The organism is Pedobacter agri, assembly GCF_032678665.1.
GTDB lineage: Bacteria > Bacteroidota > Bacteroidia > Sphingobacteriales > Sphingobacteriaceae > Pedobacter > Pedobacter agri_A.
This window is the reverse complement of sequence record NZ_JAVTSH010000002.1, coordinates 183,997-198,100: the sequence shown is the minus strand read 5'-3', so window position 1 is coordinate 198,100 and position 14,104 is coordinate 183,997. Positions and strand designations below refer to the sequence as shown.

Below are 14,104 nucleotides of genomic sequence, written 5' to 3'. Positions count from 1 at the left end.
AATTGTTGAATTGCTTAATTGTTGAATTGCTTAATTGTTTGATTGATGATTGTTCGATTGATGATTGGTAATTGCTTATTTAAAACCCAAGATGTTTAATCCTACCCCACTTAACCTTCCACCGTATCCATTTAAAATCAGTAAAAAAGATGATGTGGTTTTCATTTTTGATGAGTTAAGGAAAAAGCACCTGGTTTTAACTCCTGAAGAATGGGTTCGTCAGCATTTCATACAAGACCTCATAGCCAACAAGAAATTTCCTAAAACACTAATTCAAATCGAAGGTGGACTTGTTTTAAATCAGTTACAGAAGCGCAGCGATATCCTGGTTTACAACACTGCAGGAGAAAAACTGATGTTAATCGAATGCAAGGCACCAAAAGTTAAAATCACGCCATCCGTTTTTGAACAGGCATCGAGATATAATTCCATTCATCAGGCAAAATGGATTGTTTTAACTAATGGTTTACAACATATATACGCCAAAATGGATTTTGATAAGGGAAGTTTTGTCTTTGTTCCTGAAATGCCTGATTATTTAGCGCTGTAGTTGAATAGCCTGTAAGTCCGAGCTTCCCGAAGTTTCGGCCCGAGTAGTCGAAGACCTGTTCTACAACTCCTTCTACAAGCTCAGGATGACAAGTTGAGAAATAGAAACTGATTATAAAGATTTCTCTGTTTTGCTGCGTTCCAATCGAAATGATGATGAGATAACTTTATAAATCATATTCGTTTTTCCAGAGCTGTTTATTTCCGGTATAAATGGCTTCATTACACATGGCCACACAAATTGAAGCCTGGGTGCCGGTGTTAATATTTGAAGCAGGCAGCGTCTGGTTCATTATCGATTTGTAAAATTCATCTAATGCATACGTTGTTCCATCCTGGGTGGCTTTATCCAGAATCGGGATACCACCATCCTGATTAACAACAATTTTAGTGGCTCCGGTTACCCCGTCTACAATACCCAATTCTTTTCTGGTGCTTTCTTCAGGATAAAACAAGCCGGTGCTGGTAAGTAATGATACTGAACCTCTGGTACCCTTAATTTTAAAAAGATAGCCGTCGCGGGCATTGCCACAGGTTGCGCCGAAATTTCCGATCATGCCCTTTTCGTTATACCTAAGTGTTGCCTGAATATTATCGTAAGTTTCCCTACCATCTTTAAAAACATCGATCCCTCCTGTCCCAGTAATTTCATCTGGCTGGGTTTCAAAAGCCCAGTTGATAAAATCAATCTGGTGAGATAACAATTCGGCAGCCAACCCGCCTGAATATTCTTTGTACATGCGCCAGTTGATCTGTCTTTCTAAAGCTGGATCAGCAACTGCACGACGCCAATTCCAGTTCCTATCCCAACGGCAATCGATTTGCGAAACCTTGCCCAGGTAGCCACTTTGAATCATGTCTTTCACTTTGAAATACAGCGGCGAATACCGGTATTGATAACCTACCTGAAAAACCTGCTTCGGATATTTTTTAACCAGTTTTTTTAGTTCCATGGCCTGAGCAATATTGTAAGTCATGGTTTTCTCTACATAAACATGTTTACCGGCAAGCACAGCATCTTTGGCAATCTTAAAGTGTTCACTTAAGGGTGTTGCGATGAAAACAGCATCGATTTTTTGATCATCCAGTACTTTATGGTAATCTTTAACGGGTTTTGCGCCCGCAGGAACATATTTTTCAGTTTCTTTTAATCGAAAATCGAGTACATCGCAATAGGCCGAAATATTAAATTTCATGGGCATGGATTTGATCACTGACAGCACTCCTTTGCCACGATCTCCACAACCGATCATCGCAATATTGATTATCTTTTCTCGATCTAAACCCAGGTTTGCAAACGCTGCATCGGCAACAAATAAACCGGAACCCAATAGTGCTGACTTTTTAATAAACGAACGACGGTGCATGATATGAATTTTGATCTTTTTCTAAATGAAAGCTAATGATAAATATATTTTTTTTTGGAGCGCAAAACCTGTAGTCCTTTTGAGCGGATAGTCCCGCCAATACTTCTTCCGATGAAACCTGTGAAATAAGCAAGCATAATTTCAAAAATTTAAGACAATGCTTAAATCGGAATCCGTTTATGTCGGGGCTATTTAACTGCTGGCATTTGCCTTTGGGTGGGATTTAATGCAGCAACGTTCATATTAAACCCGATAGCAGCGGAAATCTTTTTAAATATGCACCAACGCAACTATGCTGTCAATGCTGAGGAACGAAGCATCTGCTAACGATGAAACAGATTCTTCGTTCCTCAGAATGACAAAAGTAATTTAAAAAATTGCAGCGAATAGCGGGGCTGCAGCCTGCCATTACAAGCATGCGCTCATTTTCAAAAAACAAATACGGCCATCACTTTAATGTTTTAATTTTTATGGTTCTAAAGTCTACTTTGTTTCCATGATCCTGAAGTAGAATATGCCCTTTCTCAGCCTCACCAAAGTTTTTCCAGTCTTTGTATTTACTGATGGCTACAAGCTTTTTAAATTCTTCTGAACCACGAACATACTCTAAAACCTTTACACCATTTAGATAGTGCTCCACCTTATTATTTGGATAAACGATTAAACGGCCATTGTTCCAGCTGCCGATTGGACGAAGGTAACGGGCTTCTTTTTTTGATGTGATTAAATCATAAAGCGAAGCTAAAGTGCGGTTACCATCCCTACCTAATTTGGCATCAGGATGCAGTTGATCATCCAAAACCTGGTATTCTAAACCGATAGCCGAACCAGCGCTTTTTTCATTCAAAGTAACGAAATATTTTACGCCACTATTGGCGCCCGGAGTTAATTTAAATTCGAACGATAAATCAAAAGCGGAGAATTCTTCTTTGGTTACAATGTCTCCGCCATTGGTTGATTCCGCACCACCTGAAGGTTCCACGCTAATGATGCCATCCTGAATTTTCCAGCCTTTTTCAGGGAAGGCATTTTTATGTGCGCCTACCCAACCAGCGTTACCTTTTCCATCAAAAAGCAGCTTATATCCCTCCGATTGTTCATAAGACGATAGCGTATTTGGCGTAAAATTCACGGCATAAATCCCTTTAGGAAATGCTTTGGGTTTCAAGCCATCTGTTTGGATGTTGATGTTTTTAAAGTACACTTTTTTTCCATCATTCTCTAGATTATTCCCTATCCCATGAACCTGCAAACCTATAAATCCAGCCTGATCAAGGGTATCGATGACGTAAGAAACAGGTTTTCCATTCACCCACGTTTTAAGTTCATTGCCGATATTTTCGATGCGGTAATGATTAAATTCATTATTTTTATATAATGATTTTGCTGTAGGATTTAATTCCAGCGGGTAAAGCCATAAACGTCGGGCCTCATCGTAAACTCCACCGGTCCAGGCCCTGGGCGTAGGATCAATTTCAACCTGCCTGCCGAAAACCAAACCTTTACCATTGTTACCCTCTGGTTTGATATGACTGCGGGTTTGGATACCAGAATTGGTGGTTTCACCCTCCAATTTCACATCGAGCTCAAGGATAAAATCTCCGTATTCTTTATCAGTAATTAAAAATGAATTTGGTGTTCCCTTAGTCATGGTACCTACTATCATTCCATCTTCAACCTTGTAGGGTGCTGCTCCGGCAACAGCTTTCCAGCCGGTTAAGGTTTTGCCATCGAAAAGTGGTTTTACCTTTTGCGCAGCGGCGGATAAACTGATAAAGGAAAGGGCAAGAATACTGTATTTTCTGATGTTTAACATGTTTTTGAGTTTGTCGTTATTGCGAGGTAAGAAGCAACCTAAATGCTTTGCGCTTAGATAGCGATCGTTGTAAGATTGCTTCGTACCTCGCAATGACGATGGATTGAATGATTAATATTTAAAAACTTTTCCATTGGCAATCACTTCCTGTTTGCCTTCATCGAAAGTTGCTTTCGATCCGGTTCGCACAGCAGCATTGGTCATGATATTGGCAATAGAATGCGAATAACCTGCTTCTACTGGTGCATTAGGTGTTTTACGACTGCGAACGCATTCCATCCAGTTTCTCATGTGACCGGATGTCAGTGAATCTCCACCCATGTTTGCGCCCGTTGCGGCTTTAATTTCGGTTTTACTTAAGTCAAATTCTGGCAGCAAATTAGCTTTCATGCCCATTGCCGCAGCTTCACGTTCCTTTAAACCACCCTTTGGCGATACTTTATTGGTGATCAGGTTTAATTCTCCTCCGTTTGAATAATACACTTCGCCCACATCGCCCACACTATTTTGCATTCTTGAAGTGAAAGTAACCTGAAACCCATCTTCGGTGTTTGGCTGACCGTAGTCAAAAACTGCGACCATCGAATCCCAATTTCTACGGCCATCTTTCCAGGTGTAAATGCCACCGTTGGCTACTACACTTCTTGGATGCTTTAAATTGGTAAACCAGTGAACGGTATCAATCTGGTGCGACATCCACTGACCTGGCATGCCTGAAGAATATGGCCAGAATAAACGATACTCTAAATATTTCCTTGGATCGAAAGCTTCATTGGGGCGGTTTAATAAAAATCTTTTCCAGTCGATATCTTCTTCCTTAAGTTTAGCCACTAAATCTGGTCTGCGCCAACGGCCAGGCTGATTTACATTCCAAACCAAATCTACCGCGGTAATGGGCCCAAATTTTCCATCCTGAATGAATTTTGCTGCGTTTACATAGTTTTCACCGCTCCGGCGTTGAGAGCCAATCTGCACAATTCTATCCGTTGCTTTTACTGCTTTTAACGCCGCTTTAGCATCATCCATGGTTTCTGCGAATGGCTTTTCCACATAAGCATCGCAATTGGCCTTAACTGCTTCAATGGTATGCAACGCATGTTGAAAATCGGCTGTGCTGATAATTACGGCATCTAAATCTTTTGTAGCATAAAGTTCATCGTTATTTCTGCAGGCCTTAATATCATGCCCGAATTTTTCTTTCAAATGGGCAATGCCTAAATCCCGGCGATAATTCCACAGATCTGAAAGGCCAACAATGTCAAAGTTCAACTCCTTGTTGTGATTTAAAAAACAAGGCAGCAAAGTATCTTTAAAACGATCTGAAAAGCCTACCACACCTACGCGTACGCGATCATTGGCACCAATGATTCTGCCATAACTTTTCGCACTCATGCCCATACTACCCGCATAGGTAGCCGCAGCGAATATGGCAGATTGTTTAATGAATTTTCTTCTGGAGTTTTCCATAATGTTGGTTTAATAGCAAGGGTTGATGTGATTAGTTTTTGTAAACGTTTTCGATTTGTTTGGTTAAAACTTGAACGCAAAAAGCCATTTGCGCCTCGGAATAATTACTTCCGGCTTCGACAAATATTGGCCCTTTGTAGCTGGCATTTTTTAAAGCTTCGAGGTATGGTGTAAAATCATCTCCTCTAATTCCTGGTAGTGTCCGTTCGGCATCTTCGGCGATTTCGCAATGAATTAGCAAATCTTTTGCATCGATGATATGCTGAGGCGGCTCATGTTCTCGTCGCATGTGGAAAATATCAGCATTAAGTTTAAAATTTGGATGGTCGACCGACCTTACAATTTCCGCTGCCGATTTCACTGTATTGATAAAATTGGTTTCTTTGCTCTGAAGATTTTCGAGTGCAATCTTCACCTGATATTTAGCGGCAATTACTGCTATTTTTTTGCTCAAAGCCACAAAGTCTGCTGTTGCTTTTTTCACATCATAATGATCTGGCAACCGCCGGGCTGTTCCGCTCCCGAGCACAATTACCTTTATTTTTGCTTTCTGCGCTCTGGCAAATAACCGATCTGCGTAAGCAAGTACAGTTGTATCATTTACATTTGGACCAGCGATTTTCATATCACCAGGAAACATCACATTGCACATGTATAGTTTAGTCTTAAGCTTTTCAATTCGTGCTAAATTTTCTGTAAACTTTTCTTCAGTTAGTGAAGGAGAAATCATTTTGCCCACCGACTCTCCCATCAATTTAAATCCAGATGCATGTATGAGGCTGTCTTTTTCTATCGATGCTACAATTCCCAATGGCATGATTGTTTTCTTATCTGATTGAAAACTAAAAACTACAGGCAAAAGGAGAAATAGGATGATTACAGTTTTTACGCTCATTCTCAATTAAGTTAAGTATTCATTAACGGCAAAATGTGAATAATGAATTGAAATTTGGTTAGCAGCGTTTGAGCGCTTTTTCTACCACAAAATAGTGCTTTTAGATGAAAGATTGTAAAACGGTTTAGTAACAATTTAGAAACGGTTTAACAAACTCATCACCGGAACTAAGGCAATAGGTTTGGTTGACCTTAGCGAGCGCCTAAAAAACAAAACCCTTTAAAAACTGAATTCTAAAGGGTTTATCAAAAAAAAAAAATTTGATACGTATTTTATCCCAACATCGTTAGGCTTTCTTCAATTATCTTGATTTTTGCTTCTGCATCTGCTTTTTTATTGCGTTCGTTGGCAATAATTTCGGGTTTAGCATTTTGTACAAAGCGTTCATTGCTCAGTTTTGCATCAACTGATTTCAGGAAACCTTGCAGGTAAACCAAATCAGCATTTAAGCGGATGCGTTCTGCATCAACATCAATATTTTCGGTTAAAGGAATGAAAAACTCATCCTTTCCAGCCATGAAAGCCGCTGCACCTGCAATTTTATCATTTACAATTTCAGCTTCAGAAACGTTGGCTAATTTGAAAACAATGTTTAGCCATTTTTCGTAATTAATATCAGAGTTCACTTTCAAGCTCAAAGGCAAAGCCTCTTTTGGCGAAATTTGTTTCTGGTTACGCACATTTCTAATCTCCGCAATAACGGTTTTGATTACCTCCGCATCTTTTAGCAATTGCTCATCGATTGCTCCACCTTTCGGGAATTCGGCAACAATGCAGCAATCCAGCTCGCCGCGTTCACCAAACAAATCATCATGCCATAATTCTTCCGTTAAGAAAGGCATATTAGGGTGCAATAACTTGATGATTTGCTCGAAGAAACCAACCGTTGCTTTGTAACTTTCCGCGTCGATCGGTTGTTGGTATGCAGGTTTAACCATTTCCAGATACCAGGCACAGAAATCATCCCAAACCAATTTATAGGTTGTCATTAAAGCTTCCGATAAACGGTATTGCTTGAAGTTTGCTTCAATTTCTACCAAAGCTTCGTTGAAACGGTTTTCAAACCAGGAAATCGCCTGTGTATTCGGATTTTCTAGGTTTTCATCTACTTCCCAACCTTTAACCAGGCGGAAAGCGTTCCATATTTTCGAAGCGAAGTTACGTCCTTGTTCGCAGTAGCTTTCATCAAACATCAAATCGTTTCCTGCCGGAGAAGACATCAACATGCCCACACGAACTGCATCAGCACCGTATTTTTCAATCAATCCAATTGGGTCAGGCGAATTACCTAACGATTTAGACATTTTACGACCCAGCTTATCGCGAACGATACCCGTTAAGTAAACATTCGTAAATGGCTTTTTGCCCATAAACTCATGTCCGGCCATAATCATACGTGCCACCCAGAAAAACAAAATCTCCGGTGCGGTAACCAAATCATTGGTTGGGTAGTAGTAATTAATATCTTTATTATCAGGGTTTTTAAAACCATCGAAAACAGAAATTGGCCATAACCATGATGAAAACCAGGTATCCATTACATCTTCATCTTGCCTTAAAAAAGGCTCCAGTTGATGTTTAAATCCTGCCTTTTCCGTTTCTGAACAGCTTTCATCCAAATGTTTTTTCTTCCAGAATTCCTCTAAAGCTTCATCTTTTGTTTTAGCAACAACCCAGTTTCCTTTGTCATCGTACCAGGCTGGAATTCGCTGTCCCCACCAAAGCTGACGAGAAATGTTCCAATCGCGAACATTTTCCATCCAATGGCGGTAAGTATTTTCAAATTTATTCGGAATCAGGTTTACGTCGCCGTTTAAAACATCATCTAAAGCCGGATGAGCCATTTCCTTCATCTTCACAAACCATTGCATCGAAAGTTTTGGTTCAATGGCCGCATCAGTACGTTCAGAGAAACCAACCTGCGATTTATAGTCTTCAACCTTATCCAGATGACCAGCTTCTTCCAACATTTTGGCAATCTTTTTACGGGCAACAAATCTGTCTTCGCCCACTAAAATAACCGCCAGTTCGTTTAAAGTTCCATCATCATTTAAAATATCGGTAACAGGCAAATTATGTTTCACACCCAACTCATAATCGTTTAAATCATGCGCTGGTGTAACTTTTAAACACCCTGTACCAAATTCAATATCAACATATTCGTCCTCAATAACCGGAATTTCATGGTTAACAAGTGGAACGAAAACCTTTTTACCTTTCAAGTGCGCAAAACGTTCATCGTTCGGGTTGATACAAATTGCTGCATCGGCCATAATGGTTTCCGGACGAGTAGTTGCAACTACAAGGTAGTCGGGAGTCTGAAGTCCTTTGTCTGGAGATTTGGCATCTATATCATCCGACTTTCCGACTTTCGGACTAACAATATTATACCTGATGTAATATAACTTTTGATTAACTTCCTTACGGATCACTTCCTCATCAGAAACCGCTGTTTTACCTGCAGGATCCCAATTTACCATACGGATACCGCGATAAATCCAACCTTTTTTGTATAAATGGATAAACGAATCGATTACGGCTTCAGAAAGATCTTCTTCCATTGTAAAACGTGTACGGTCCCAATCGCAACTGGCACCCAGTTTCTTCAACTGCTCCAAGATAATACCGCCGTATTTTTCCTTCCATTCCCAGGCATATTTAAAAAACTCTTCACGGGAAAGGTCTTTTTTGTTGATCCCCTGCTCTTTCAACATTGCCACAACTTTCGCTTCCGTAGCGATGGAAGCATGGTCAGTGCCTGGAACCCAGCAAGCATTTTTACCCTGCATACGGGCTTTACGAATCAAAACATCCTGAATCGTATTGTTTAACATATGCCCCATATGCAGCACTCCAGTAACATTCGGCGGCGGAATTACAATAGTGTAAGGCTCACGCTCATCAGGTTCTGAATGAAAAAACTTTTTCGATAGCCAATAGCTATACCATTTATCTTCTGTTTCTGCAGGATTGTACTTGGTGGAAATGTTCATGAATTATATTAAAAGCCCAAAAATAGCTAATTATGCGCAAAGCTGAAAGCCTAAAGCAGAGAAAGCTAAAAGGAGAAAGATCGCTGCTTGGTGACTGCAACATTTCCATTAACATTAGCGCTCCCATTGCTCAATTACGTAAATTAGCCCATCAATTAAGCAAACTGAAATGAATAAAAAACTACTTTTTCCAACCTTACTTCTGCTTACTTCCTCTTTTGCTTTTGCGCAAGACAAGAAAGTAATCGACAACATTGTTAAAGAGGTTAACGAAAACTCACAATTAGAGAAACTTGCTCACGAGCTTTTAGATGTTGTTGGACCACGTTTAGTAGGTTCGCCACAAATGAAACAAGCCAACGACTGGGCAGTTAAAAAATACAGCGATTGGGGAATTTCGGCAAAAAATGAAAAATGGGGCGAATGGCGTGGCTGGGAACGTGGCGTAACGCACATCGATTTAGTTAGTCCAAGATTAAGAACTTTAGAAGGTACCCAATTGGCCTGGAGTCCATCAACAAACGGAAAAGCAATTAATGCTGAAGCCATTATTCTTCCGGCAATTACCGATTCAGTTTCTTTTCAAAAATGGTTGCCAAATGTAAAAGGTAAGTTGGTTTTAATTTCTATGAACCAACTTTCTGGTCGACCAGAAAAAAACTGGGAAGAATTCGCTACGAAAGACTTATTTGAAAAATATAAAAAAGATAAAGCAGATGCTTTGAAAGCCTGGAGTGCTGGCATGGCAAAAACGGGTTTAAATGCTAAAAATTTAGCCTTAGCCATTGAAAATAATGGAGCTGCAGGTATCATTATCAATAACTGGTCGCAAGGATTTGGAGTAGATAAAATTTTCGGTGCAAATACCACGAAGATCCCTACATTGGATTTATCTGTAGAAGATTATGGTTTAGTTTACCGTTTGGCACAAAGTGGAAACAAACCAACGCTAAAGATTGAATCAGAATCGAAAGAACATGGCGTAGTACCAACTTTTAATACTTTGGCAGAGATTAAAGGCAAGCAAAAACCTAAAGAATATGTGATGCTTTCCGCTCATTTTGATTCATGGGATGGCGCAAGTGGCGCAACCGATAATGGTTCAGGTACAATTATGATGATGGAAGCCATGCGCATTTTAAAGAAATTCTATCCAAATCCAAAGCGCACCATTTTAGTTGGGCACTGGGGAAGTGAAGAACAAGGCTTAAATGGTTCCAGAGCTTTTGTAGAAGATCATCCGGAAATTGTAGGAAACTTACAGGCTTTATTTAATCAGGATAATGGAACTGGTCGAGTGGTTAATATCGGCGGACAAGGATTTGCTAAATCTAAAGATTACATTACACGTTGGTTGGCTGCCGTTCCTGATACCATTAAAAACCAGATTAAAACAAGTTTCCCAGGTATGCCGGGTGCCGGAGGTTCTGATTTTGCATCATTTGTAGCGGCAGGTGCCTTGGGTTATTCATTAAGCTCTACCAGCTGGGATTACGGAACTTATACCTGGCACACCAATCGTGATAGCTATGATAAATTAGTTTTTGATGAAATTCGCAGCAATGTAATTTTAGCTGCGATTATGGTTTATATGGCTTGTGAAGATCCAGAAAAAACTTCGACAGAAAAAGCTACTGATTTACCTGTAAACGAACGTACTGGAAAACCAGCTGCCTGGCCAGAAGCCAGAAAAGCAACCAGAAAAGGTGGTTTGTAGTAGAAATTAAACATATTTTGAAAGAGCATCTGGAAACAGGTGCTCTTTTTTTATGCGTGGCTAACATTTCCATTATAAAATAGAGCAAGTACTCTATTTCATTTCGCAAGAGATAAGTTTGTCTAGGCTAAAATTTAAAAATCGGGCGATCGTCATTTCGACCGTAGCGGAGAAATCTTTTAACAAGTTAGAAACATTTAACTAAACTGGAAGACCTTTTCTCGGGTTACCCTAAATGAAATGTAATTATTGCTAATTTTATTTTGAAGCGCAAAACCTGTTATTCTTGGCTTAGGTTCTGTTCCTATTTAACTTTATGCATCACCGTTTTGAGTGGTTTCCATGCAATGCGCTTTCTTCCTAAACCCGATAAAGTGGAAATACTTTTTTATTAATCTGAATTTAATAGAATGACACGACGTTACTACTCGCAATGACGATGAAAAAACGAACGATAGAAGTTAAAAAAGATTGGAACGATAGCGGGACTATCGGAGCCGAGGATTACTGCATTTGCTTTTCAAAAGCTTTTTTGATTTTTAATAGCATTGAGATTGCTTCCCCGAACTGTCGGGGCAAGCTGTACCTCGCAATGTGAAAAAGCTATTACTCTTCTTTCTTTTTAAACTTATAAAACAAATAACCGAGAAAAGGAAGGATCAAGATACTGCCCAACAATAGTGCTAAACCCAAACTGTAAATGGTTTTCGGTGGGCCAACGGTTTCAAAAAGGGAAATTGCTTCACCATTTTTCAATCGGATAAAATTTGGAAAATGCGCATAACTAATAGCTACTAGAATCATCGTCACCTGAAAACCAGCCAAAACCCTTAATATCTGAGTTTTACCTTTAATCAAAAGATACCAGAGCAAAATCAGAGATAGGCTTGCTAAAATAATAGCGGTAAGCCCAACCGTATTTTTAAAAACCCAATCAATTAATGGGATGTGGTCGAATTGGGCGGCGATAAAGACCATTGCACCAAATATTACAGCAGCAATATTCATGTACTCTGCTTTTTTGATGAACCTGCGTTTATCATGATCGTTATCCGTTTCGCCAATAAGGTAAATGGCCGCAAGAAAACCGCAGAGCGCTACGGTGAATAAGCCTACTGCAATTGAAAACCAGTTTAACCAGCTGTAAACATAAGCCGAAAGGAAATCCTTCGCATCGGTATCGATATGACCTGATATCACACTTCCGGCGATGATGCCTAAAAATAGCGGGGTAACAAAGCTCGAATACCTAAAAATCCGGTTGTATAGCCATTGCATATCATCTTTAATGGCATCATAATGGCGAAATACGAACGCTGTGCCTCGGGCAATGATGCCGATAAGCATAATGAGCAAAGGAATATGGAGGTAAACCGACATGGTGGTGTAAATGTGCGGAAAGCCTACAAACAAAATCACAATTGCGATAATTAGCCACATGTGGTTAGCTTCCCATACGGGCCCAATGGCCTGGTACATTGTTTTGCGGGTTCTACTTCTATTCTTCGTCGAGGTAAAAAGCTCAATGATACCAGCACCAAAATCTGCTCCACCCAATAGGAAATAAAGCAAAATCCCTAAACATAAAAAGGTAATTACAACGTATTCCATCATTAATGAGTTGAGGTTTTTGAGCCTGGATGATTATACAACACCGGAACCATTTTAATTTGCCGATAAAGTAAAAACGTTACGATAACACTTAGTGAAAGGTAAATAGCGGAAAAAATGTAAAATGAAAATGCAATACCCGGCATCGGTGTCACGGCATCTTTAGTACGCATAATTCCATAAATAATCCATGGCTGACGCCCTACTTCTGTTACCACCCATCCGGCTTCCAAGGCGATGTAACCCAACGGGATAGCTAACACGAACAATTTTAATAACCACCTCTTTTCCAATAGTGGTTTTTTTCTGAACAGGATGAAAAAGTAAATTAAGGAAACGAGCATCAGCAAAGTTCCGATACCGACCATTATCTGAAATGCATAGTGTGTGATGGCTACTGGTGGCTGCTCATTTGCGGGAATTTGATCCAAGCCTTTTACTTCTGCTTTAAAATCGCCATGAGCCAGAAAACTTAATGCTCCGGGTATTTTTATCGCACCTTTTACGGTTTTATCTTTTTCGTTCACAATTCCACCAATGAGTAATGGAGCAGGTTTTTCAGTAGTATAAAGGGCTTCCATAGCAGCCAACTTGGCGGGTTGCCTTTTTGCCACATCTTTAGCCGAAATATCGCCACTTAAGGGTTGAAGTAAAGCACCTATGCAAGCAAATACTGCCGCAATTTTAAAAGCTTTTAAATGGAATACTTTGTTTTGATTTCGAAGAATCATCAAAGCGTGAACCCCCGCAACGGCAAAACCTGTAGCTGTAAATGCAGCCAAACACATGTGTAATGCCTGCGAGAACCAGGCTTTATTAAACATGGCCTGGATGGGATCAATATTCAGGTATTTCCCATTCACAAAATCAAATCCTGCCGGACTATTCATCCAGGCATTTGCAGCCACGACTAAGATTCCCGACGCCAATCCGCTGACACCAACAACCATTCCCGTAAACCAATGAAACCATTTATTTAACTTATCCCAACCATAAAGGAAAAACCCCAAGGCAATTGCTTCGATAAAAAAGGCTGTTCCTTCCAAAGAAAAGGGCATTCCGAAGATTGGTCCGGCGTGTTCCATAAACTTTGGCCAAAGCAAGCCAAGTTCGAAAGATAACATTGTTCCGGAAACCGCTCCTGTGGCAAAGAAGATAGCCACACCTTTACTCCAGGCTTTAGTTAAATTTTTATAAACTTCATCATTTGTTTTTAGCCATTTGTAGTGCGATACGGCCATAAAAAAGGGCATTACCATTCCGATACATGAGAAAATAATATGAAAGCCTAATGATAAGGCCATCTGGGAGCGGGCTGCTAAAAAATCATCCATATCTGATTTGGATTTGTGTAACGCAAATATAACAGATAAGGCCTAAGCTTAAGTAGTTTAGATACTACGGTTAGGATTTATTTTAAATATAGAATGTTTATAAATTGAAAAAAGATTTGATAGTTATTTTTTGTCTTAGCCAGACAGGCTTTCCACTTTTTCTTGATAAAAAGTGGAGCAAAAATCAAGGCTTTCGAACCTTTGTTGCAAATACTTAATAAATTTTATCCGAAATCCTAGGCCGTGTGAACAATTGTGATGTATTTAAGATTCTACTTCACTCGTAGGATTTCTTGATTCGATCGGTTATGGAGTGGTAATGCAACAAAATTTAATTAGCCTTTGCTGCCAAATT

Annotated in this window: 9 protein-coding genes; 2 read left to right on the top strand and 7 right to left on the bottom strand. The window is 39.7% G+C overall.

Going from position 1 to position 14,104, the window contains the following annotated elements:
- Window positions 1–91: 91 nt before the first annotated feature.
- Complete coding sequence (locus tag R2Q70_RS04365; protein ID WP_316806429.1) at window positions 92–550, top strand: type I restriction enzyme HsdR N-terminal domain-containing protein; 459 nt, start codon at window positions 92–94, stop codon at window positions 548–550.
- Window positions 551–716: 166 nt separating this feature from the next.
- Here R2Q70_RS04365 and R2Q70_RS04360 read toward each other — a convergent pair whose 3' ends face one another.
- From R2Q70_RS04360 to R2Q70_RS04340, 5 genes are all read right to left on the bottom strand, one after another.
- A complete protein-coding gene (locus R2Q70_RS04360; RefSeq protein ID WP_316806428.1) occupies window positions 717–1,916 on the bottom strand; it encodes a Gfo/Idh/MocA family oxidoreductase in 1,200 nt (399 codons plus the stop codon).
- A gap of 448 nt (window positions 1,917–2,364) precedes the next feature.
- Complete coding sequence (locus R2Q70_RS04355) at window positions 2,365–3,732, bottom strand: DUF1080 domain-containing protein (RefSeq protein WP_316806427.1); 1,368 nt, start codon at window positions 3,730–3,732, stop codon at window positions 2,365–2,367.
- Between the two features lie 111 nt (window positions 3,733–3,843).
- Complete coding sequence (locus R2Q70_RS04350; RefSeq protein ID WP_316806426.1) at window positions 3,844–5,199, bottom strand: Gfo/Idh/MocA family protein; 1,356 nt, start codon at window positions 5,197–5,199, stop codon at window positions 3,844–3,846.
- A 31-nt stretch (window positions 5,200–5,230) separates the two neighbouring features.
- Entirely contained in the window at window positions 5,231–6,094 is an 864-nt protein-coding gene (locus R2Q70_RS04345) for a sugar phosphate isomerase/epimerase family protein (RefSeq protein WP_316806425.1), read from the bottom strand.
- Window positions 6,095–6,366: 272 nt separating this feature from the next.
- On the bottom strand, window positions 6,367–9,087 hold the full coding sequence (locus tag R2Q70_RS04340; RefSeq protein ID WP_316806424.1) for a valine--tRNA ligase: 2,721 nt from the start codon (window positions 9,085–9,087) through the stop codon (window positions 6,367–6,369).
- 169 nt (window positions 9,088–9,256) lie between these two features.
- On the opposite strand from R2Q70_RS04340, the gene R2Q70_RS04335 reads away from it, so the two are divergent.
- A complete protein-coding gene (locus R2Q70_RS04335; RefSeq protein WP_316806423.1) occupies window positions 9,257–10,804 on the top strand; it encodes a M20/M25/M40 family metallo-hydrolase in 1,548 nt (515 codons plus the stop codon).
- Between the two features lie 606 nt (window positions 10,805–11,410).
- Here the strand turns inward: R2Q70_RS04335 and R2Q70_RS04330 are convergent.
- Together R2Q70_RS04330 and R2Q70_RS04325 are read right to left on the bottom strand one after the other, a co-directional pair.
- Window positions 11,411–12,415, bottom strand: coding sequence for a cytochrome d ubiquinol oxidase subunit II (locus R2Q70_RS04330; RefSeq protein ID WP_316806812.1), 1,005 nt, complete (start codon window positions 12,413–12,415; stop codon window positions 11,411–11,413).
- A 2-nt stretch (window positions 12,416–12,417) separates the two neighbouring features.
- Window positions 12,418–13,749, bottom strand: a complete 1,332-nt coding sequence (locus R2Q70_RS04325; protein WP_316806422.1) for a cytochrome ubiquinol oxidase subunit I — start codon at window positions 13,747–13,749, stop codon at window positions 12,418–12,420.
- Between the last annotated feature and the right edge of the window lie 355 nt (window positions 13,750–14,104).